The organism is Bacillota bacterium, from assembly GCA_013178305.1.
GTDB lineage: Bacteria > Bacillota > Sulfobacillia > JABLXB01 > JABLXB01 > JABLXB01.
This window is the reverse complement of the sequence record JABLXB010000005.1, coordinates 1-22,423: the sequence shown is the minus strand read 5'-3', so window position 1 is coordinate 22,423 and position 22,423 is coordinate 1. Positions and strand designations below refer to the sequence as shown.

The 22,423-nt window shown below is 57.8% G+C and carries 22 protein-coding genes; 4 read left to right on the top strand and 18 right to left on the bottom strand.

The features are described 5' to 3' along the window. Positions 1-278: 278 nt before the first annotated feature. From dat to HPY55_10960, 11 genes are all read right to left on the bottom strand, one after another. Positions 279-1,127 (bottom strand): D-amino-acid transaminase, encoded by an 849-nt coding sequence (gene dat, locus HPY55_11010; GenBank protein NPV71154.1) that lies wholly within the window; start codon positions 1,125-1,127, stop codon positions 279-281. A 72-nt stretch (positions 1,128-1,199) separates the two neighbouring features. Next, complete coding sequence (locus tag HPY55_11005; GenBank protein ID NPV71153.1) at positions 1,200-2,369, bottom strand: beta-aspartyl-peptidase; 1,170 nt, start codon at positions 2,367-2,369, stop codon at positions 1,200-1,202. Between the two features lie 67 nt (positions 2,370-2,436). Further along, on the bottom strand, positions 2,437-3,828 hold the full coding sequence (nhaC, locus tag HPY55_11000) for a Na+/H+ antiporter NhaC (GenBank protein NPV71152.1): 1,392 nt from the start codon (positions 3,826-3,828) through the stop codon (positions 2,437-2,439). 350 nt (positions 3,829-4,178) lie between these two features. Then, complete coding sequence (locus tag HPY55_10995; GenBank protein ID NPV71151.1) at positions 4,179-6,317, bottom strand: sigma 54-interacting transcriptional regulator; 2,139 nt, start codon at positions 6,315-6,317, stop codon at positions 4,179-4,181. 142 nt (positions 6,318-6,459) lie between these two features. Beyond that, positions 6,460-7,455, bottom strand: a complete 996-nt coding sequence (locus HPY55_10990) for a transposase (GenBank protein NPV71150.1) — start codon at positions 7,453-7,455, stop codon at positions 6,460-6,462. Between the two features lie 216 nt (positions 7,456-7,671). Next, positions 7,672-7,827, bottom strand: a complete 156-nt coding sequence (locus HPY55_10985; GenBank protein ID NPV71149.1) for a transposase — start codon at positions 7,825-7,827, stop codon at positions 7,672-7,674. A gap of 251 nt (positions 7,828-8,078) precedes the next feature. Next, positions 8,079-8,780, bottom strand: coding sequence for a FadR family transcriptional regulator (locus tag HPY55_10980; protein ID NPV71148.1), 702 nt, complete (start codon positions 8,778-8,780; stop codon positions 8,079-8,081). Positions 8,781-8,807: 27 nt separating this feature from the next. After that, positions 8,808-10,085 (bottom strand): TRAP transporter large permease, encoded by a 1,278-nt coding sequence (locus HPY55_10975; protein ID NPV71147.1) that lies wholly within the window; start codon positions 10,083-10,085, stop codon positions 8,808-8,810. Continuing rightward, positions 10,082-10,555: a TRAP transporter small permease gene (locus tag HPY55_10970; protein NPV71146.1), complete on the bottom strand. Its 474-nt coding sequence runs from the start codon at positions 10,553-10,555 to the stop codon at positions 10,082-10,084. Before HPY55_10970 ends, HPY55_10975 begins: the two co-directional genes overlap by 4 nt. A gap of 60 nt (positions 10,556-10,615) precedes the next feature. Continuing rightward, the gene (locus HPY55_10965) at positions 10,616-11,686 is read right to left on the bottom strand and encodes a TRAP transporter substrate-binding protein (protein ID NPV71145.1); all 1,071 of its coding nucleotides are present in this window, start codon (positions 11,684-11,686) and stop codon (positions 10,616-10,618) included. A 13-nt stretch (positions 11,687-11,699) separates the two neighbouring features. Further along, entirely contained in the window at positions 11,700-12,989 is a 1,290-nt protein-coding gene (locus HPY55_10960; GenBank protein ID NPV71144.1) for an FAD-dependent oxidoreductase, read from the bottom strand. A gap of 164 nt (positions 12,990-13,153) precedes the next feature. On the opposite strand from HPY55_10960, the gene HPY55_10955 reads away from it, so the two are divergent. Further along, positions 13,154-13,333 carry a hypothetical protein gene (locus tag HPY55_10955; protein ID NPV71143.1) on the top strand — a complete coding sequence of 60 codons (180 nt, stop codon included), beginning with the start codon at positions 13,154-13,156 and terminating at the stop codon, positions 13,331-13,333. Here the strand turns inward: HPY55_10955 and HPY55_10950 are convergent. The 5 genes from HPY55_10950 to HPY55_10930 all read right to left on the bottom strand — a co-directional run bounded on the left by HPY55_10950 (position 13,302) and on the right by HPY55_10930 (position 16,728). Then, a complete protein-coding gene (locus HPY55_10950; GenBank protein NPV71142.1) occupies positions 13,302-13,592 on the bottom strand; it encodes a transposase in 291 nt (96 codons plus the stop codon). The two genes, HPY55_10955 and HPY55_10950, sit on opposite strands and share 32 nt — an antisense overlap. Before the next feature lie 15 nt (positions 13,593-13,607). Further along, on the bottom strand, positions 13,608-13,781 hold the full coding sequence (locus HPY55_10945; protein ID NPV71141.1) for a hypothetical protein: 174 nt from the start codon (positions 13,779-13,781) through the stop codon (positions 13,608-13,610). A 186-nt stretch (positions 13,782-13,967) separates the two neighbouring features. After that, a complete protein-coding gene (locus HPY55_10940; GenBank protein NPV71140.1) occupies positions 13,968-15,869 on the bottom strand; it encodes a TRC40/GET3/ArsA family transport-energizing ATPase in 1,902 nt (633 codons plus the stop codon). Between the two features lie 59 nt (positions 15,870-15,928). Further along, the gene (gene arsD, locus HPY55_10935) at positions 15,929-16,291 is read right to left on the bottom strand and encodes an arsenite efflux transporter metallochaperone ArsD (protein NPV71139.1); all 363 of its coding nucleotides are present in this window, start codon (positions 16,289-16,291) and stop codon (positions 15,929-15,931) included. Further along, complete coding sequence (locus HPY55_10930) at positions 16,288-16,728, bottom strand: helix-turn-helix transcriptional regulator (protein NPV71138.1); 441 nt, start codon at positions 16,726-16,728, stop codon at positions 16,288-16,290. The genes arsD and HPY55_10930 overlap by 4 nt, the downstream gene beginning before the upstream one ends. 555 nt (positions 16,729-17,283) lie before the next feature. Here HPY55_10930 and HPY55_10925 point away from each other — a divergent pair. Further along, on the top strand, positions 17,284-18,129 hold the full coding sequence (locus HPY55_10925; protein NPV71137.1) for a transposase: 846 nt from the start codon (positions 17,284-17,286) through the stop codon (positions 18,127-18,129). A 508-nt stretch (positions 18,130-18,637) separates the two neighbouring features. Here HPY55_10925 and HPY55_10920 read toward each other — a convergent pair. After that, the gene (locus HPY55_10920; protein NPV71136.1) at positions 18,638-19,897 is read right to left on the bottom strand and encodes a hypothetical protein; all 1,260 of its coding nucleotides are present in this window, start codon (positions 19,895-19,897) and stop codon (positions 18,638-18,640) included. A gap of 344 nt (positions 19,898-20,241) precedes the next feature. Here HPY55_10920 and HPY55_10915 point away from each other — a divergent pair, with 344 nt between their 5' ends. Beyond that, entirely contained in the window at positions 20,242-21,264 is a 1,023-nt protein-coding gene (locus tag HPY55_10915; GenBank protein NPV71135.1) for a mechanosensitive ion channel family protein, read from the top strand. Positions 21,265-21,330: 66 nt separating this feature from the next. Here HPY55_10915 and HPY55_10910 read toward each other — a convergent pair whose 3' ends face one another. Then, positions 21,331-21,696 carry a transcriptional regulator gene (locus tag HPY55_10910; GenBank protein ID NPV71134.1) on the bottom strand — a complete coding sequence of 122 codons (366 nt, stop codon included), beginning with the start codon at positions 21,694-21,696 and terminating at the stop codon, positions 21,331-21,333. Between the two features lie 139 nt (positions 21,697-21,835). Here HPY55_10910 and HPY55_10905 point away from each other — a divergent pair, with 139 nt between their 5' ends. Beyond that, positions 21,836-22,081 (top strand): helix-turn-helix transcriptional regulator, encoded by a 246-nt coding sequence (locus tag HPY55_10905; protein NPV71133.1) that lies wholly within the window; start codon positions 21,836-21,838, stop codon positions 22,079-22,081. Positions 22,082-22,423 lie beyond the last annotated feature (342 nt).

Below are 22,423 nucleotides of genomic sequence, written 5' to 3'. Positions count from 1 at the left end.
ATGGTGAACACCGTGCGGGTTCAAGTCCCGCTCCCGACACCAACGAGTATTAGACGGGGTTGATTGAGGTGATCCCAGGTAAGCTACGAACTCCAGCACCACCGCCTCTTTCCCTTCCCTGAACCCTCTTCCAACCTGACGGACTCCGTTCGACTTGGCCCTTGGCCTTACACAACGCGACCGCGTCTTAACGTCACATGAGGAGGCGGGGAAACCCGCCTCCTCCACACTGCTCTGATTGGTGGTGATTTCGTCCGCCCTGAGACAGGTCTTCGGCCCTACAGCACCGGCTCACCTTCACGGTATGCCAGGTCCATGTATCCTTCAAACAGGCACGACGCCACCGGGCCGGGGCGGCCGTCGCCCACCGGGCGGCCGTCGATGGATACCACCGGCATGACCTCGGTCGTGGTGCCCGTGAGGAATACCGCTGTCGCCGCGAAAAGCCGGTCCACCGAGACCGGCTCCTCCCGTCGTGGAATCGCCAGCCGTGCGGCCAGGTTGAGTACCGCTCTCCGCGTTACACCGGGCAGGATGTAGTTGGTCAGCGGCGGAGTGACGATGGCGCCGTCCTCGACTACGAACACATTGGTGTTCGTCCCCTCAGTTACGAATCCGTCCCTTACATAGATGGCCTCGAAAGCGCCTTGTTTGTGGGCCTTCTGTTTGGCCAGGATGTTCGAGAGCAGCGAGATTGACTTAATATGGCACCGTGCCCACCTGTCATCCGCGACCGATATGACGCTGACCCCTTCCTGCCTGAACCGGGCGGGGTGCATATCCATCTTCCTGGCGGTCATGACCACGGTAGGCGCCAGGCCGTCGGGGTACTGGTGCCTCCTCGGGCAGGCTCCCCGTGTGACCTGGATGTATATAATGGAGTCGGGAAACCCGTTCCTCGTCAGCAGCTCGAGCGCATCCCGCCTGAGCGCTGTAAGGTCCGGCAGAGGCAGGTCTATCGCTGCCGCGCTGCGGGCTAAACGCTGCAGGTGTTCGTCCAGCATGAACACCTTACCGCCGTATACGCGGATGACCTCGTAAATCCCGTCGGCGAACTGGTATCCCCTGTCCTCGATGCTTACGGTGGCTTCACAGTATCTCACGAACCTTCCGTTCACATAGACGATCGGCTCCGGCCCCGCCAACGCCAACCACCCCCGGCCTGATCTTAGATTTTCCCCCCGTCTGTCTGGCGGGACTTATTCGAAAGTCCCCTTCACCACGCATTCTCCGTCCATCACCATGAGCCTCCCTCTCGCCCACACCTGCGCGATCCGCAGTCCGCTGTCGAGCACCACCAGATCGGCGTCGCTTCCGGGCGCGACGCAACCCTTGCGGGGGTACAACCTGAGCGCCTTCGCCACGTTACTGGTGATGACCGAAGCGGCAAGGCCGAGGGGGATGCCCTCTCTGGTGACGGAATCGACGAACTCAAGATACAGCGATTTGAGGGGGGCAACAAGCAGGCGCTGGAGATTGCCTCGCTCGTCGAAAACCGGCATGCTACCATTGCCGTCCGAGCTCATCGTAACGAGCTCCGGTGCGACCCCCGCCTCGAAGATGTCCCTGAGCGCGGTGCTGGGCTTGATCGCCTCGCCGAAACCTTCATCGGGGCTGACGCCCGTCGTCACGTCGAGGTACCCGCCGCGCCTTCCCCATCCTATGGCGCTGTCGAGCAGGGGAGCGCACCTGTTCACGTGGGTGGGCATGAACTGGGAGATGGGGATCTCACTGGTCTCGACTATCTCGATTAGCGGTTCGAGGGTTCGACGGCCGCTGCCGACGTGGACATTGACGATTCCCGCCTTGCCGGAGAGCATCCCGCCGGTCCGGCTCTCGGCGGCCAGGGCCTTCAGCTGCTGTACGGAGGGCTGTGAGGAGCGATGATCCGAGATCGCGATTTCGCCTGCGCCTATCACTTTATCGATAAGCACGATGTCGGACCGGATGCTGCCGGTAAGGGTTACCGGGGGCACCTGGTACGACCCTGAATACATGTACGCGCTGATCCCCTCGCACTCCAGCCCTCTTGCCTTGGCAAGCAGCCCTGCCAGGTGCCTTGTCACCCCGTCAGTGCCGAGGCAGCCGACTACGGTCGTGATCCCCCACCGGGTGACGCCGCTGAGGGTTACCTCGGGCGTGCGAGTTGCGAACCCCGCCTCGCCTCCTCCCCCGATAAGGTGGACGTGCTGGTCGATGAACCCCGGTAGTATGCAGGCACCGTCCAGGTCGTACACGTCCGCCTGAATGCCACGAGGCGCTTCGATAGACGGGTTCATCGCGGCGATGATCTCCCCACACAGCAGTATGTCATGCCTCCCCTGCTCGTCGGGACTGAACACCCTGCCGCCTTTCAGCAGCTTGAACAAGCCCATCGAGACCCCTCCCGCCATATCCTGGTCCGGGCTCTTCCGGAGCCCGGACCAGCTTCCTCCACTATTCCCTCCAGATGGCCCGCCCCGTGAAGCCATAAACCCACGCCACGACAAATCCAAGATAGCACATCACGGCCCACGGCAGGTACTGCAGCGTGGAGACACCAAGCGTGGAGGTCATGTAGACCCCCGCCGCCGACCAGGGGATAAGGGGCACCAGGACAGTACCCGAGTCCTCCAGCGTCCTGGACAGCACGGACCGTTTGATCCCGAATTCCTTGAACAGCGATATGTAAAGGCGTCCCGGGACGATTATGCTCAGATACGAGTTCCCCGTGACCATCCCCGTGAGGATCCCCGTGAGAGACGTTGAGAAAATCAGATTGCCGGTCTTGCCCTTGATGAACGACGCCTTGATGTGGTCCAGGACCTTTCTAAGCATTCCTGTATACTCCATCTCGCCGGCGAAGACGTAGGCCATGAACACGATAGCCAGCGACGATATCATACTGGTCATACCGCCGCGGTTGAGCAGGTTGTTGAGGGCCGGAATATCCGTCTTGAAGGAACCTCCCGAGTACATCGCCTGTGCGACAGCCTTGAACGTGGTCCCTTGCACGGTGACGGCCAGGAGCATCGCCGCGACTGTCCCCACCCACAGCGTGGGTATGGTGGGGACCTTGCGGTACGACAGATAGACCACTACCAGCGGTGGAAGTAGTAAGATGGGGTTAAGCACGAACACCTGTCGCAGGCCCTTGAGGATGCCTTCCACTTTAGTGTAGTCGATTTCGCCCGACGCCCCCAGCCCGGCAACGGTGTACACGACCAGCCCCACCACGAACGCCGGAAGCGTCGTCCAGAGCATCGACTTAATGTGGTCGAACAGGTCGGTCTCCGCGCTCGCGGCGGCCAGAATCGTCGTGTCCGATATCGGGCTGATCTTGTCCCCGAAGTACGAGCCCGCCACGACCGCGCCGGCCGCCGCCGGCAGCGGCACGCCCAGGCCATAAGCGACCCCCATCAGGGCAACTCCCAGCGTAGCCGCCGTGCCCCACGAGGTGCCGGTCATGGTGGAGCAGATGGCACACAGGATCGCCGCCGAGACGAGAAAAGTCCTGGGCGTGAGGATCTGTAGCCCGACGTAGATGAAATACGGGATCGTGCCCGAAACCATCCACGCGCCGACGAGGGGACCGACTATTATGAGGATGAGTATCGCGCCCATCGCCCTGTCAATGGTGGGCCTTATCCCCTTTTCAAGTAACTCGTCCCAGGAATGTCTCAGGCAGAATACCGCGATTACGGTGACCACCATCGATATGAGAAGCAGGATAACAGCCGCATTGAGCTTCAGGAAACCGACGCCGTATACCAAGAACGAAATCGCGATCAACAAAGCGGTCAGAGACAACTTAAGACTCGGTTCCGCGGGTTTTTCGCCGCCGTTCATTCGTACGCCCTCCTTTTCCTCCGATACTGGCCGGTGACGGCAGGATGGCCTTCTCGACGTAACGCGCAAAACAGCCTATTTACACCCCCCTTTCAATCCGAGAGGAGTATCGACCGGTCCCCCCGGTAACTCGCCGCCCACCGGATACACCATCTGTCATAGCAGGAATCGTGCCAATGACAGAAAGCCGCGGACAACTGACAAGAGCAGGGGTTTCACACAGCCGTAGTCAGGCGGCGGGGCATATGGGGTGGAAATGGGACGTAAATGGGGTCAGTGTCGGTGGCGGCTGCAGGGCACATGCGCCATATGCGGGTAGATTGACGAACGCGAAGGTGCGAATAGGAATCTTATTGGGAGCGTGATGCGGCCTTATCGCCGAGCACGCTGGCCCCCAACTCGGAAACCCTGATCCCGCCCCTGCCCCTGGAGACCTCGATGAGTCCAGCGGTCCGGAGATAGCTGAGGCACCGTCTGAGTGCCCCCTCGCTCACGGCGCGCCCGTGGGCTCTTGCGGCGGCGATCAGCGTCCTCCGGCCGAGGCCGGAGCCGCGCTCAGCGGCCCTTTGCGCCTCAGACAGAACCCACAGGGCCAGGTCTCTGTCTGCGGAGAGGAGCCCCAGGATGGCTGGGGCGCGCAGGCCGGAAGACAGGTTCAGCACCGTCATGATGTCTTGTGGCTTTGCGACGCCATCCAGGCACACATTGGAGAGGTACTCCATTACGTTCTGCAACTCCCTCACGTTTCCCGGCCAGCGGTGTTCCATAAGCAACCGCATTGCCTCCGGGGATATCTTCAGCCTGCTGCCGGAGGCGTGCAACCTGCCCAGAAAGACCTCTATCAGGAGGGGAATGTCCTGCCTCCTTTCCCTGAGAGGCGGAGTTTTCAAGGGTAACACGGCCAGCCTGTAAAACAGGTCTTCCCGGAACAACCCCGCCCTTATTAGGGACCGCAGGTCCTTGTTTGTGGCCGCCATCACCCGGACGTCCACGGAGATGCTCTTCGTACCCCCCACCCGGCGTATTCTCTTCTCCTCGAGGACCCTCAGGATCTTGGCCTGAAGAGCAGCGGAAGCGTCTCCGATCTCATCGAGAAATATGGTTCCTCCGTGCGCCTCTTCGAAGAGTCCGGGCTTACCGCCTCTCCTGGCACCCGTGAACGCCCCTTCCTCGTACCCAAACAGCTCGGATTCCAGGAGGGTCTCGGGAAGCGCGACGAAGTTGACTGGGACAAACGGCCCGCGGCGTCGGTCCGAGAGACCGTGAATCGCGTGTGCGAACAGTTCCTTTCCTGAGCCGCTCTCCCCGCATATCAGCACAGTGGAATTGCCTCTGGCAATCCGAGTGGCAAGCTCGATCGCGCCCCTCATCGCCGGGCTGGTTCCGATGATGTCGTCCGCACTGTATTTGGAGGTGTACCCCTGCTTCACGAGCTTACTGTAAAGCTGGGACTCGAGGCGTCTGATTTCGGTTATGTCCCTGAAAGTAAATACCGCCCCGACCGGCTGACGTTCCCTCATGATGGGCGCCCTCGTCGCCACGAGGTCCTTTTCATTCACCGATATGAGACCGCTTGAGCGGGACGCGTCGCGGTCGGCCTCGAGCCCCGGAGCGCTTCCCGGCAGCAAGTCGCCCGTTTTCTTCCCGAGCACGTCCTTCAGGTCGATACCCAGCAGCCGTGCCGCGGCGCGGTTACAGGTCATGATTTTCCCGTCGATATCCGTCCCTATGATCCCTTCGTCGACTGATTCGAGTATCGCCTCAAGCTGATTCTTAACGTTGCCGGCATGGAGCGCCTGAACCCTTGTTTCGCGGAGCAGACCAACGATATACCGCATCTGGCGCGCCGATACGACATTCGCCTCGGCGTCGAGCAGGTCCAGGGCGATCAGGATCTCCACTATGCTCGTGATGTCGATAAGCCTGACCCCAATGTCGATACACTCCTTGACATAGTCGGGAACCAGATGGGGCTCACCCGCAGTGATCGCGAGCGTCGTTCGTACGGGGGACGGATGGTCCGGGGCGTGTGGCGTGAGGTTCAGGTGACCGATTCCCGATTCCTTCAAGAGGTCGATTGTCTCGATAGCGGCAGCGTATGCGTCGTTCACCAGGATGGCGTCGGTCTCGTTGGGCAGGTCGAACAGCGTTTTCAGGTTGTTGTAGTCGAGGCACCTCCGCGCGACGATGGTCCTGCAGCCCTCGGGCGTATACTTCCTTGCGTCCGTGGCGATAATCCGGCTCGACACGACCACCACGTCGTCTGAGACAGGTCCGTCAATCCCACCGTCGAGATACAGCCCTCGCACCCGCGCCTTGCCTTCGAGGATCCCTCGCAGTTGCCCGACCAGAGCACGGCAGGTGTTCCTGCCCTTCGCAATTACGGTGACTCCCTTCACGAGCTCATCATCCCCCACCGGTCCGGTCGGCTGTATTGCTCGGCCGCAACGCCGTACGCTCGCTTGATGATCGGATTCTAAGACGACCATACTTTTCCCTCCGGAAAGCCCATGCGCTTGCAGCCTACTTCGGCGATCGCCGTCAGTCCTCCGGTACTTCGTAGACCACCTCCTCTCGCTGAGAAACCTGCTTGACCTGGCCCCCGACACTGCCTGCAGCTATCTAACCGTGTTATGCCGCTCCATCTTGCCTAATCTCCTGCTTCTCAACTTCACAGGCGGCCGCCCAGATGAACCCCAGCAGCTCCCGAGCCACCGCGGTGACGGCGACCTGCGGACTCTTTCCCTTGCTGATAAGATGCTGGTACTTCTTACATAAACGCACCTGGGCCTTCCACGATATCGCCTGGACTCTGGCGGGCTGGCCTTCCTGCCGCTTTCTGATCGCCTCGGACATCCACGCCTTGTGCCGGTAACTCCACGCGCATTTGATCAGGATCCGCCTCAGGTGGTTGTTCCCCGCCTTCGTGATCCTCCCGCGATGGGTCCTTGCCCCACTGGAGTACTCGCTCGGCACCGTCCCCGAGTAGCCCATCACTTGAGGCGCCTTCTCGAACCGGGAGAATTTCCCTACTTCCGCCACTATCGTTACAGCCGCTGTTTCCTTGATGCCTCGAAAAGCCTCTAGCGCCTTGATCACCGGCGTGTGCACGCTCTTCTCCGCGTGCTCATGGATCTCGCTCTCCAACCTTTGAACCCGTCCCTCCATCTCCTCGATAGTCAGCCGGTACTCGTCGAGAGTCGCCTGAAGCGCCCTCGACTTAAACCGAGGAGACCTCGATCCCGTAGATGTCACGCAGGTGGCCTTCAATGTCCCTGATGGACATCCCTTTGCGTATATCGCGACGATCTGGTCCTCGAGCTCGCTTGCGTTCCTCTCGTACTTCTTGACGACCCGGGGTTCGAACTCACCGTTGCGATCGCGCGGGACCTCTACCTCCACTTCACCCTGGCGCGTCTTGAAAGTCTTTCTGCTGTACCCGTTCCGACTGTTCCCCGAGTTGTCTCCCTCAGGACTGTTCTTTGTATAGCCCAGGTGATCCGTCATCTCGGCCTCCAGAACCTCCTCGAGCGTCGTCTTGAAGAGATCCTTCAGCGCGTTCTGTACGTCCTGGAACGTCTTACAGTTCTTAGCCAATTCCTTGGCTAATTTCCTCGCTGTCTCCAATATTAATGGTCAACCTCCCCTAATTGGAAGTATTGACCATTTACACACAACTTATTACGCTCTCGTCGCTGCTACTGGACCACTCTTCTCCCTGCTGACCATGTACTTCTTACTCAGCCTGACCTGCGCTTTCCATGCGATTGCACAGATGTCAGATGTCTGCCCTTCTTGTCTTTTCCTGATAGTCCCCGTGACCCCGGGGTGATACCGGTAACTCTAGGCTGACTCAATGACTATGCGCCGTACGTGGGGATTCCCCGTCCCTATGAGCTGCCCCGGATTCCGAAAGCGCGAGAAGCACCCGATCTCAGCCACAGGCGTGGCCGCCGTCACTTCCTTGACACCCCGCAGCGTCTGAAGCGCCCGGATCACCGGACTATGTACGCTCTCCTGGGCCTGTGCGTGAATGTCGGCCTCCAGCCGGCGTGTAGCTCTGCGCTGGTGCGCATGCACATCCAGTGTAACCTACCTCAGCGCAATCTGGGGGCCGGCCTCGTTCATTATAACTAGGCCAGATCCGGGCTAGATTCCTCACTATGTTCCGCTCAAACAACTCGCCCACCGGACTCTACCCCCTGATAGACTATGAGGGCATCAAGAGCACATCGGTGTTCCGCGAGCTCTCACTCACCATTACATAGGGTGCCCTCCACCGCCTCCAAATGCTCCAACATCAACCTCGCAGCCTCCTCGGAATGACCATCTCTAAGGCTGACAAGTAGTTGGTCGAATAGTGGTAATGCGGCTTTGTACAACACTGGGATCGTTCTCTTGAACCTGTCCGATTCCTTGTAGATCTCATCAATGAGAGCTTTCATGAACTCGAGTACGGGCTTGTTCTTGGCCGCAGTTACTATAGCAAAGTGAAGGTTCAATTCCTCAGTGAAGTAGAATGATTCGTCGGTATAGCGAGCCTTTAGTTTACCCAGGATACCTTCGATTGCTGATATATCCTCTTCCGTAGCCCGCTGAGCAGCAAGCCTGCACGCCAGCACTTCAATGTACTTCCTGGCTTCCATAAGCTCTGCTAGAGGGGATCGGCTCAAGGCCCTACCCCAGTCTATGCCCCTTTGAACGCAGGATAGTGCAGTTGGGGACACGTATCTTCCCGATCCCTGATGTGAGTCGATCAGCCCGACGTATTCGAGCGCACGCAGCGCTTCCCGAAGGGGGGACCGGCTCACTCCGAACTTCTTGCACAGCTCACATTCGGTAGGGAGTCTATCACCCGGTTTCAGGACCCCGGACCTTATCAACTCAACGATCCTATCAGCGACAATCCCCGTAAGTTTCTGGCTCTTCACCTGCTCAAGCGAATCTAGCACTCTCCAGCCAATCCCTTCACTTTACTTTTATTGTCTCAACAGGACAAGACTCAGAGACGGCACATAGCTTACGACCAACACCATCAAAAACACATACGCCGTCAGCCACAGCATTGGTTTCATCACTTGACCCACGGATACCTTCGAGACTGAGCACGCCGCGAACAGGGCCACACCAACCGGTGGAGTAGCCATGGCCATGCTGCAGTTGAACGACATCAGCACCCCAAAATGCACCGGGTCTATTCCCATGCTCTTGGCTACCGGGAAGAGCAGCGGCACCAGGATGATCATGGCAGGCAAGGTGTCCATCAGCATGCCAATTATGAACAGGATGACCTGGGTGAGGAACAGGAACGCTATTCGACCTAGTCCGAGACCCAGCATCGCCTTGACAAGCATCTGCGGTACCTTGAGGAGCACCATGAAATAGCTAAATAGGCCTGCGGTAGCGACCATCAAGAGTGGGCCGGCCGCTATAGAGGTAGTCTGACGGAAACTCATGAACAAGCCCTTCGCCGTGAAACTCCGCCGTATAACGCCAACAAGGATAGCGTACGTAGCTGCAATTGCCGCAGACTCAGTCGGTGTGAATTTGCCCGAGTAAATGCCTCCAAGTATGATGATAGGCATTGCTAAGGGAATAATGGCCTGGGCGCAAGTGCCAATTGCTTCCCGGCCCCGAACCGGTTCTGTAATTGGATAACCTGATTTCAAGGCGTGGATATAGCTGATTATCATCAGTCCGATTCCTGTCACCACGCCAGGTAGAACGCTGCCGATGAACAGCTTCCATACTGAAACCCCAGCAAGGTACCCTACAACAACAAGGTTGATACTCGGAGGAATGACCGCCCCAAGGCAGCCGGCGGTTGCTATCAGGGCTGTTGAGAACTCCCGGCTGTAACCTTCCCTGATCATGGCGGGCATCAGTATGGTCGCCACAGCCGCAGCATCCGCTGTGGCGGACCCAGTAATCGCTCCGAACATCATAGCCGTGGCCACGGCTGCCAAGAGGAGTCCTCCTCTTATGCGGCCCAGCAACAGCTTAGAGAAGTTGACCAGTCTGTCCGTCATCCCCGCCTCACCCATCAACATTCCGCCGAGGACGAAAAGCGGAATCGCAACGAGGGGAAAAGAATCCACACCCGTTGACATCACCTGAGCATATGTGGAAACGGGAACGGGTGAACAGAGCAACATGCCCACTACCCCTGTTATGCCGAGGACGAAGGCGATGGGCATGTTCATGAAAAAAGTCGATACGAAAACGCAGAGGATTACCAATGCATTAGCTGGCGTCATAACCCGCATCCCCTCTTCAACCAACTCCCGATCAGGAGGCGCAACGAGCCAAGTGCAATGATAGAAGAGCCGACCGGCAGAAAAGTGTACTTCCATCCATTTGAGATACCCGTCAAAGGCATCTTGGAAGGCCACGTCTCAGCAACAAGCTGTACGCCAGAGAACAGAATGAAGAGGGAGAACACGACTATCGAGAGCTGAAGAACCCAGTTGATAGCGTCCGCAACCCTCTTCCGCCTAGCCTCAAGGACTTTAATTACAAGATCGAACCCGATGTGGCCTTCTTCGAGATGCACCAGCGCAGAACCCAAAAAGATCATCACCCCAAATGCCAGCGCACACATCTCCGGAAGAAATGCCATGGGTCTTCTCGTAACATACCTGCTTATGACCTGAAGAATAGTGGTAGCCCAGACCACCAAGACGGCGAAAGCGCTGATATATCCAAGTATCCTGGTCAGGAACTTCATAGTGACTTCCCTCCCTAAGCCCTCCGGGGACCCAAGCCCCCGGAGGGCTGCCTAAAACGCTCAACGTGCGGAGTTGATGGCATCGAATATGTCCTTGCCGAGTTTCTCAGCATACTTGGCGTTCACGGGCTTCACCTTCTCTATGAAAGCCTCCTTCTTGACGTCCTTCACGACCACTGCTTTCTTTTCGATCTCCGCCAGCGCCTTCTCGGTTTCCTCCCTGGCTATCTTGCGCACATAAGGGACCGTCTCCTTCGCGCAGTCCAGCACGATCTTTCTAAGGTCCTCAGGAAGGCTGTTGAGGACTTTAACACTTGCAACTAGAGGCATAAGCTCGTACGTGTGCTCATCAAGCGAGTAGTACTTGCACACCTCGTGGAACTTATACAGGAGCACATCTGTGGGTGCGTGCTCGGCCCCGTCAACAACTCTCTGCTGCAGAGCGGCATAGAGCTCGCCCCATGCAATCGGCGTCGGGATGGCCCCCAGAGCGGAGAACGCTTCGTTTGCCAGCGGCGACTTGGTGGTACGGAGTTTCAGGCCTTTGATATCGTCGGGTGTCTTGATGGGCTTCTTTGAGTTGTAGAAACTCCTCATCCCGCCACCGGTTAGAGGCGCGACTATCTTCAGACCGTTATTCTCCAAGCCGGCGAAGATTTTGGCTGCTATCTCGCTGTCCAGGACTTTCTCGGCGTGAGCAGCGTCTTTGAACAGGTATGGCATAACGAAGAAGTCGACTTTAGGCTCCCACGCGCTGAGTACTGAGACCTGTGGAAGGGAAAACGCTATCGTACCTGCCTTGGCGGCCTCGACTTCGGCCTGCTGGTCTCCATAAAGCGTGCCGTTAGTGTAGACTTCCACCTTTATTTTCCCGTTCGTTTTCTGGCCCACCAGCTCAGCGAACTTCAACAGACCCTTGACAGCAGGGTAGTTGTCCTGGTCACCGCTTGAAGCCTTAAGGACTATGGGTGCGGCGGGTTGAGCCGGTGCTGGGGAGGGCGAAGCCGGTTTGGTCTCCTGAGGCGCTGGTTGAGGCTTCGCACCACCACCGGTGCAGGCCGCCAGCTGGCATGCGACCAGAACAACAACTACCCAAAGCAGCACGCGCTTGATAGGCTTGTTCGACCTCATTTCACTTACCCCCTTAGATAATGGCTCCTGATTTGACTAGTTCGTGCTGAAGCTCGCTAACATCAACCTGGCTAAAATCGACCCCCTTCCGGACGGCCAAAGCTGCAGCAGTGCCTGCTGCTTCGCCGGTAACCATGCAAGCCGGTATCAACCTAAGGTACTCCTGCGCATAGAAATCGCTGGACACGAAGCGCCCAGCGGCGACCACGTTCTCAACCCCTTCGGGCAGCAATGCCCTGTAAGGGATCTGAAATGAAATACCGTACTCAGTATCCAGCCCGGCCCGACCGATCGAGTCAGGGAAGGACACCTTTTCCCGGATGGTGGCCTTCGTAACAGTGTGCTTTCCCTTGAGTATTCGAGTCAACCGTATCCCTAGTTGGGGCGCCACCTGCAACAAATCGGCTTTCTCAAAGCCCGGGATGTGTTTGCGATAATCCTCGACTGCCTTGACAATTCTGCTGCGCATGTCGATCTCTGCCTTCGAAAGCTCGTCGATATCGAGCTCGTTCATCGCATAAAACCGGTTGTTGAACCAAACGACACCACTGCACGTGGTGCGCATAAAATACACCGAGCCGTGAACATCTTTCAACCTTGCCTTGAACTCCTCCGGATTACTGTATTGAAACTCGAGGGCACGGTCTATGTCAACATTCCCAACCCAGAACACCAGCCCAGTCCCCCGACTGTGTTCGCTGAAAGGAGCTCCGGCCCAGGCTATCATGTCGCCATCGCCTGAGGCGTCGACAGTCACCTTCGCCAGCACAGCCCGTCTGCCCGACTTGCTCTCAAAGATCGCGCCTCTGACCCTGTTGCTATCCATGATCACATCGGAAACCCAGCTATGATAGATGATCCGCGCTCCCGCTTCGCGAAGCATAACATTGCACTCATGCTTCATGAACTCGGGATTGACGTTGAGCACCAATCGAACCCGCTGATCGGCCCATCCTACTGAGGCCCAACTCTTCCACTTCTTGATAACCTCAGGATCAACGGAATTCCAGTCAACACCGGGCATCACCGCCTCGCCTTTTATCACCAGGCGCTTCGCCAGCTCGTAGGCAATTCCACTTACAATCTGGTTACCCGCGCCGTCATCGTACGGTTCGAAGGCCGTAACCAGTCCGCCGGTAGCAAGCCCCCCCAACCATCCGTACCTCTCCACAATCGCGACAGACAGGCCCCTCCTAGCTGCTGCCAGCGCTGCAGCAAAGCCGGCAACACCTCCGCCAACGACGAGCACATCGACTTCTGCATGCACCGGCACCCAACGTCCCCGCTCGTAGACAGCTTGCACATGTCTCCCCTCCCCAAGGCAGATGATCCAAGTTGTATGATGAGATTATCACATGCTAGTAATATTCGCGGCGGATTCACCGTCTCCTGCATGCCTCCAGCACTTGAGAACAAAGGCAAAGAAGGTCAATAGTTCTCCCGATATGAAGGCCGCTTGCCTGAACAATACCACCGGCGGCCGAGGACCATGAAAGTGTTGAGCGGCTCAACCAGGAAGTCCGCAGTCGTGGGCATGTGGTCCGGATCTTTCCCAATGAGGAATCGGCTCTACAACTGACCCCCGAGTTCGACAGTTTTGAGGCACATGTATGTCCTACCCGAGGAACCACAAGAACGCCATGTTGAGCCGGCACTCTCCCTCCAATCTCCTCTCCGAGCTAATTACGTAGAGATAGCCGATGAGGCTTATCTTGGACACCACGACAGGATCGACTGATGGTGCACCAGTGTGACTGTAGAATGGGCGTGCCAGGCCGCGGATGAATCCAAAGTCGACTGCGCTACTGATGATCCAGAGGATGTGATCAGCGAGGACCTTGTCGTCGATGGAGAAGCCGTACAGCAACTTGCCCTGAAAGTCCTTGACTCCCATCATGCCCGTCACCTGCCGCTTTCCCCCTCAACTCTGGTTGATTTTCTCCTTGACTGCAAGGACGGCTTGCCCAATGGCGCTTCTGATGTTGTTGACCTCTTCCTCCGATTGTCCGATAGGTCCACAACACGAAGACCGTGGGCCACAGGGAAACTGCTGGGGCATGGTGAAGACCCTCACGGTCCTGCTACTGGTCGACATAGGACTGCCTCCTTATTCATCCGTGACAACCTCATCCGCAACAACCGGGCCCCGCTTGCGGCCCACACCCGGATGGGCTGCCTCCACCCCTTCTGTGCGACGCTAGCCTGTACCTCAGCCCTGTTTCCGCATTCCGTGCAAATGTAATCGTATGTCGGCATATTCCCACCTCATCACTGCTTGGAATCAGGATCGTCTCGCCGCTACCCTATCCCCGTAAAGCCTCTCACCGAGCTCAACCAATACGTCCAGCCCTCTCACCTCGTGGGGCAAGAGGGGCACCGTCAGGACAGGCGCGCCGAATCGCTCCCCTATTTCGGCCAGGTATTTCTCTTGCATGGACCGGCGCGCCCGCGCGTAGGGCGTGGTGCAAACCTCCGGCGGAAGCACCTGGTTGGCCACCACCAGCCCCGGTTCAATCCCCACCGTCCGCAGCTCCTGGGCCGCACGGTAAGACTCGACGATGGGCGTGCTTTCAGGGTACATCACGAAGGCGAATGTGCTGCGCCCCGGGTCCCTCATCATTTCGATTACCTCACCGAACCGCCGCTTGGCGACATCATCAGCGGCGGATGCATCCACCGAGGCAAAGATCTTCACATCCAGCTGCGCGCTCCAGTCGATGGGCAGTTCCAGGAGCCGCAGGGTGTGGCCGGTTGGCGCCGTGTCGAACACGACCACGTCCCAGCCCTCCTGTGAAGCGTAATCGATGAACTTGTCGAAGGCGGCCATCTCTTCCGTGCAAGGGCTGTTGAGCTCCTCTGCCATGCTTTCGAGCGCCTCCTGCGGACGGCCCCGTTTTCTGGCATCATCCAGAATGCGATCCTTATAGGCCTCAGCAGCGGCCTTTGCATCGATCTTGGTGACCCATAGCTGCGGCACTCTCCCAACCCTCGCGGGTTCATCGGATACGGGCACTTCCAGCACATCGCCTATGTGCTCGGCAGGATCAGTCGTAAGGAGTAACGTCCGGTACCCCTGTCGGGCCAACCATACGGCCGTGATGCATGAAACCGCGGTCTTCCCCACGCCGCCTTTCCCCGCGAAAAACAGGGTGCGGCGGTGGCAGTCGGGGGTAATCCGGGCCAAGATGCCGGGCGTTGACGAGCGCCGACTGTCTCCGCGCACTTGAGCCTTGAGGCTCCCCTCTCCGGCCGTCTCCGCCTTAACCGATGCCGGCCTCCTCCGTCCGCGATCCGTCAGTCCGTCAAACAGCATCTCGCCTACATGGCGGAGCCGGCTTGCCCCCTTGATCTCGCCATCCAGGAGGAACATGCGCCGAGCCGGGAAAGGCAACTCCCGCGCAATCCGATCCACGTAACCCTGCTGCATTCTAATCCGTTCGGCAAAGAAGTCGTTTGCGGCCTCGCCCGGCGGGATGATGCCATTGATGATCAGTTGATAGGCTCGGACCCCCAACTTGCTAAGCTCGACGATGGCGCGTTTCGTCTCCTTGATCGCTGTAGCCTCCGGGTGCAGGACGAAGGTGAACGTAGTGCTTTCCTGGTCGCGCATGGCGGCGAGGGCCCGTTCGTACTTGGCCTTGTGCTCTTGGATGGCGGCTGCGGGGCCGATACACGTCTGCCCGCTGCCTCCGGCAGCCTCCTGGATGCTGCGGCTCCATTCGGCCGGCAACTCCAGTAAACGGAGGGTGTGGCCCGTGGGCGCCGTATCGAAGATCACCAGGCCGAAGGACTGGCCGTCCTCACCAGCAGTATCGATGAAATCAGTAAAGCGGTCGAAGGCCGCCACCTCCGCGGTGCAGGGGCTGCTCATCTGCTCTTCCATAACCCGCACTACTTCTGGGGGAAAGATCTCGCGGATCGGGGCCAGGGCACGTTCCTTGTATTCGTGAGTTGCCCGGTCCGGGTCGATCTCCATCGCCCACAGATTGGTCACGCCTTCAATAGGAGTAATCTTATGGCCGATCGGCTGCTCGAAAACGTCGGCCAGGTTCGAAGCCGGATCCGTCGTGACGATGAGGGTCTGCCTACCCTCGTCTGCGCTGCGTACGGCTGTGGTGCAGGCCATGCTGGTCTTGCCGACGCCGCCCTTTCCGGAGAAGAACTTGAACTCAACTGCCGACACCGCGTTTGTCCCCCTTTTTCCTTATCTCAATCCTCTGGCTCACAGCAAAGATCGTCGTGTCAATCCGCAGCTGAGCCGTTGAGGGCCGCGCGAACCTCGTCCAGGGTCGGGTAGGCTCCGACCTTGAACACCTTCCCATTCACCGCTGTGATGGGGAGCGCCGCCAGCTTGCGTTCCTGCACCAAGCGGTACACCTCGCGGTTGGTGAAGAACGCCCGTGGCTGGGAACTCAGCGAATACCGCTCCACCCGAACCCCTTCGGCCTTCAGATTGAGTACCATTTCGTTGACGTCCACCAGAACCGGGTCGATTGTCGGCCCGCACATCCCGGTGGGGCAGCACATAGGCGGGTCGTAGATCTCCACGCGCGCATCTACGCGCCCGGTCTCTGCTCCATTGGCTTGGCGTTGGGTTTCGCTCATGATCGTTCCTCCTTGTCTGAATCTGCAGGCGTCGAATCCGTCAGCCCTGCATGGGCAAGCGCTGAATTCGCAAGCGGATGACCAGGTCCCAGCACACACTGCCCCTCCTGGCGCAGTCCCAGGCGTACGCGGAGGCGTTGGAGATCGCGCTCGAACCGCGGGCCGGTGATCCGCCTGCGCACCATCTCACAGATGTCCACCAGCAGGGGAGATTCCCGCGACGGTGCGTAATCAACCCATGTCCCCCTGCGATCGTCAACCACTAAGCCAGCCTGCCTCAAAATCGCCAGATGCTTGGAGACATGGTAGAGGGGAAGTCCAAGGGCATCGGCCAGCTCACAGACGCAAACCGGATGGCCGGCCTCGAGGATGAGTCTCAGGAGGCGTAGACGCGTCTCGTCCGCCAGGGCTTTGAACATCACGGTGTATCTCCTCACCGGTCCCCAACCTCCTTTCCACTGCACCACATTATACGCCTGATTGCCCAAATAGGCAATCAGGCGCCTGGGCGATGCCCGTGTTCCTGCCGGTAGCTCGATTATCACTCCGCCTCGTTCGAGGAGCCCGGCCTTCTCTGCTGCGTCAATCATGGCTAAACCGCCGGACAACATCTCAACGACCGGGTCGGGCAGGTTCCCGTGATCCAGGTGTCCAATCTTTGCACCCCCTTTTCGACAAGCAGCCTGGCACTCACTCTGGAGTTGTCCCCGATCGTGATAGCCCTAGTACCTTGGCCTCCGCAGCTATCACGACGTCATTGCCGACTGCCGGATGCCGTTCCGCCGAGGGCAACCCGCTGCACAATGACCTCGCGAAGAAGTAGAGTCTCCTCCGGCATAACCGGTGAGCCATCCCACGGATTCAGATGGCATGAAGCCCCGGGTAATAGAACAACACCTCAATGACCAAGGCATGCGTGCAATCCGACACGCTCCAGTTTTGACATAACCAGGTTGTGGAATCTAATTTCTTCCTCAGGGGTTTCGGAATTCGTGCTGGACACTGGGTTTAACTCGCCGCAGAACCGGCGCGTTCTGCAGGGGGCGGGTGACCACTACATCATCGAGGAGAAGATGCGCTTGGGCCGCGATGGTCATGCCGCCCTGGCGCTCAAGCGCGCCGGATGTTACCGGAAGCTCGACTGCGGTCTGGAGATCAAGGAAGTGGTGATGGGCGGCGACAGTACTTCCAGGCGCCGTTTCGTAGTGGTGTTCAACCCCGAAGAGGCGGAGCGGGACCGCAGGAAGCGCGAGAGCATCATCGCTGAGGTTGAACGCCGTCTGGAGGAGTTGCGCCAACTGGAGGGGGAACCACATACTCGCGCTGCGTGTGCGTTGCGGGCGCATCCGGCCTATGGCCGCTACGTACGACAGACCAGGACGGGAAAACTGGCCTTGAACAGGGCTCGCATCAAAGCCGAGGAGGGCTTCGATGGCAAGTTCCTGGTCAGCAGTTCTGACGATGGACTCTCTGCCCAGGAGATCGTGGATGGGTACAAGCAGTTATGGCAGGTCGAGCGCACGCACCGGGACCTGAAGCACGTGGTGGACATCCGCCCGGTGTACCACCGGCTCGAGGATCGCATCCGTGCGCACGTGCTGCTGTGCTGGCTGGCTTTGCTGCTAATCCGCATCATCGAGAACAGCACAGGGAAGGCCTGGCGCCAGGTGAAAGATGTATTGGCCGATCTGAAGGTCGGGATTCACCGGACGCAAGCAGGTGAAGTCTGGCAGACCAGTCCGCTAACCACCGCCCAGCGGGAGGTCTTCACCCAGCTAAGGGTGGACCCGCCGCCAAGGTATATGGCCATCAGTGTAACGAGCAAGGCTGCACAGTAGACACAACGCAATCGCTGCCACCGTGGGTCAAAAACAACCCCCATGGTGGTCTTTTTGTGTCCAAGTTGTTACCACCAACTGTTCAACGCCAGCCCGGCAAATCTGGCTTGACTTTGATGATACCGTGGTCACCGTATTCGGAACCCAGGAGGGCGCAAAAGTCGGCTACAATCCAAGATATCGCGGGAGAAGGTCGTATAAAATCAAGGTTGGCTTTATTTCCCAGACCGGGGAATTAGTAAACGCCGTCCTGTACAACGGTCAAACCCACAGTACTTCATTTACTTCGAAGACAACTGCATGGAATATGTCTGCAAGGCCAAGTTAACTTCCGGTGTGCGCAAGATCATCGCCTATCTTGATGATCAAAAGGCATGGTGGAAGCTGGACGACACCTACTCCGTCGCTGTCTATGCGGACTGTCGAGGTCCCGGTATGGGCGGACTACTGTTGTTTAGGTAGTCATGGCTGCTTCTGAAGTGATGCATCACCGCAACCGTCGGTCACCCTAGTCACCGCCAAGCGTTGCACAGCAGAGTTCCTCCCAGGTCTTCCGACACTCCTGGAACTCTCGATAATGAGTCTGTACCAACCTCTGGTAGTGCTCAAATTCATGACTCACCACAGAAAAATCGCGCCCAAGGGCTTCGCTCAGGACTGGGACAGACTTGTAGAGATTGCGGCGTATCCTCTCAATCTGGGTTTTGAACTGTGTTTTGTCGGTGATGTAGAGGAGTAAAGGTTTGTATCTTGCCCATCCGACGCAAGCACGGCAGAACCTGTCCACTACCGAACTGCTCTCCGGCGTCACCGGCTGCAGATGCGCGGGCAAGACCCCATGCAACAGCCTCTTGTACTTCATGAAACCGTCGTGAAATGTGTAGCACGGGACCTTAACCACGTCAAAATCGGATAGGCAAGCGCTCAGGAAAGTGTCCTCCCCCCTAGCGCCGGGAGGGTTGTAGAAAGGAGGGATAACCCTGCCTCGATAGAAATTCGTCAGGTTCAAGCCAAGATTCGAACCGGAAATGAACTTCAAACCGCAGACCTCCTCGACTGAATACGGGCCGTCGGAAAGTACCTTCGGGCTTGCGTAATCGATTCCGCCACGCTTCATCCGTTTGGACACTGCGCTCCAGCTTACTATTTCGTTACTTACGGCCTCTATGAATCTTCGGAAGACCTCCCTGGGCAGGCCGTTCTCCAACTCAATCATGGGTATGGGAGAAATGTATCCGCAATGGTGGCCGTGAGTGAGGTCGGCCCTGTGCAGACTTGCGAGGTGAGTGCCGAGCACGTTCTGGGATTTCCACAGGGTTCTGCCCTTGTGCCTGAATACCGCTAACGGGTATTCATCATCATCTATGAATATCAGGTAATCCATTAGCTGTTTGACGGCAAAGTGAACAACAGCGTTTCTTCTCCTGGCATAGCCTTTGCCAATCACGGACCTCACCCTGTCGGTCCGCAAGCCGGTACGATCTGCCAAATCGGCAATTTCCCGTTCGATGGTCGAATCGTCAATGAACAGCACCGAATCGACAACATCCAAGACCTCGTGGTGAATGCTCTCGAAAACCTCTGGATTCACCATGTTGTAGGCAGTATCATAGGCAACTAGCAGGTGGAAACTGACCTTCTCCTGGTTGAGTTCAGGATTGTGTAGCCAATTGTGAGCGTAAGTTCTCAACAACTCTGGGAAGTGGCGTCTTCCAGTAACAAAGCCTATTCCAACATTAACCTTGTTACTCTGGCCATTTGCCTTCATGGCAGACCCTCCCGCTGGTATGCTCCTTCCTATTACGCTTAGATACACACGCGGGAAAACCTTCCGTAAATATTATCCTGGGACCATGCGCTCTTTTGACATTTCCCCTGCGAGCAGGAGGGTGTTGATCTGACGTTGATTTGCATCGGGTCAATGAGTCTCGTCAGATAATCCCGGCGGAGAGGAATCACGGAGACTCTCCTGGAAGAACGCCCAATGACAGGACTTGAAGGGGCAACATTCGGTTGCCCGACGTGGCTGTACACTCTGCCATGATGGAGGGGGTCACGATAGTGTTTGACTACATCTGGCTAGGAGTATCCGTCAGGGACTGGCTGACAGCCATGGCGATTTCGGCGACGGTGGCTCTCATTCTTGCAGCCGCCAAGCGGTTCGTCGTCGTGTCGCTGACCGCTGCAGTTGAGCGCCATAGATCGGGCTTTGGAGACCTCGTCACCGGCCTTGGTACGAGAACGCGAGCATCTACCATTTTCACGGTAGCCTTACTGGCCGGCATCTCTCTACTCGATCTCCCTTACAAGTGGATCCACATGGTCGAGACGCTAGGGATCATGGTTGTCCTTGCGCAGACTGCCACCTGGGGCAACGTCGTCATCTCTTTCACGGTAACCCGCCTGGTTAGAAGCCGGATCGAGCGCGATCCGGATGCCGCAACGACCGTGGGCGTGCTTGGCCTCATTGCACGGATTGGGTTGTATTCACTGGTGCTCTTGATCGCGCTCGACAACATACCAGGCCTGGAGATTACCACTCTTCTTGCAGGGCTGGGGGTTGGCGGGATCGCCGTCGCCCTCGCCGTTCAGAACCTGCTGGGCGACCTGCTCGCTTCTCTTTCTATAATGCTTGACAAGCCGTTCGTCGCAGGAGATTTCGTCGTGATAGACGACTACTCGGGCACTGTCGAGCATGTAGGATTGAAGACGACTCGAATCCGGAGTCTGTCCGGCGAGCAGCTCGTATTCTCAAACGGGGACTTGCTGAACAGCCGGATACGGAACTACAAAACCATGCAGGAGCGGCGAGTATCTTTCTCGTTCGGCGTGGTGTACGAGACGACGTCGGAGAATCTTGAGGCAATACCGGGGATAGTAAAAGCGGTGGTCGACCAGCTACCGCAGGCCCGCTTCGAAAGGGCTCATTTCAAGAAGTTTGGCGATTTCTCCTTGAACTTCGAGGTTGTCTACTGGATGACCACGCCCGCCTATGGTGCGTACATGGATACTCAACAGGCTATTAACCTCGGGCTTTGTCAAGAGTTCCAGGCAAAGGGGATACAGTTCGCTTACCCGACCCAGACATTGTTTGTCCGGCCGGAACCCGGCCGTTCGTCCCCGCGCCGTCCATAGTCATGACCAGCTGTCCACTCGAGTCTACCGTGTAGGTGAACCGAGTCATACACCGAAACAGACGAACTACTCTTTCCTCCGGTACTTGTGCCGGAGGTAGTTTTTGTATTGCTCCAATTCCTTCTTTGCCTCCTCCGGCAGGTCGTCCTCGTACTCGTCGGTGCGGGGATCCCGGGCGATCACGCTAGCAGGCTTCTGTCCAGCCCAGTCTTTGGGCGTATCCCGAAGGTAGCCGGCAACGCGTAGCAGATCCTCGTAGCTTACGCCCAGTGGTTTCGCCAACTTGTCCAGTATCTCGGGAGACGGCGCGCCCCGTTGACCGGTCTCAATCTGGGATAAGTAGGCATTGGACACCCCTGACAGCATAGCCAGTTGCCGAATTGTGAAGCTCTTCCGTTGTCTCAAACGCCTGAGGTGTTCCCCGAATCCCATTGTTACCGCCTTGCTTGCATTTGTTAGCACCATACTACCCCAATCATCTTCCGAAAGGAATGGTAACCACTCCACAAAATGGTTGCGATGGCAAGCAGCAGGTGCTATAATGCTTGCAAGCGCAAGCGAGGTGGCTTAGATGCTATTGGTCAAGACTAAGCAGCTTGCCGAGACGAGGATACGAGCGGGGCTGTCCCAACGAGCCCTCGCGAAGAAGTGCGGCTTGAGCGGTGCATACCTCTCGCAATTGGAACGAAGCCAGCGCGCACCCAGCCCGCAAGTTGCGAGGCGGCTGTGCGACGTGCTCCAGGCGGAGTTTGACACGCTGTTTGAGATCCGAGAATGTCCGAAGCACGTTTTGTTCCAGCGGAGCCTGCCGTCCTGAGATCGCAACGCGTACCCATGATCCCCAGAAAAGGAGTGGAGCATCCGCTGATGACAGCGATGAGCAGCAAGTGCAACGTGAGTGGGACCCGACGGAAGGTCCCACCGCCACTGCACGAGAGGGCTTTTCTGAGATGGAGGTAACGCTTCCACCCTACTTCTAGCACTCAGGGGTCGGGGAAAGGAACACCTTCCGTAGTCAACCGCCATCCATCTTGCGTTCGTTACAATAAAAGTGATCCAGTAATGCCGCAAACGCTCGTCTTAAAGTGATCCACCCCGACCACTAATCCTGTATCCTCATACTTGGCAGAACGCGGATGCAGGAGGTTAAGGAAGTGAT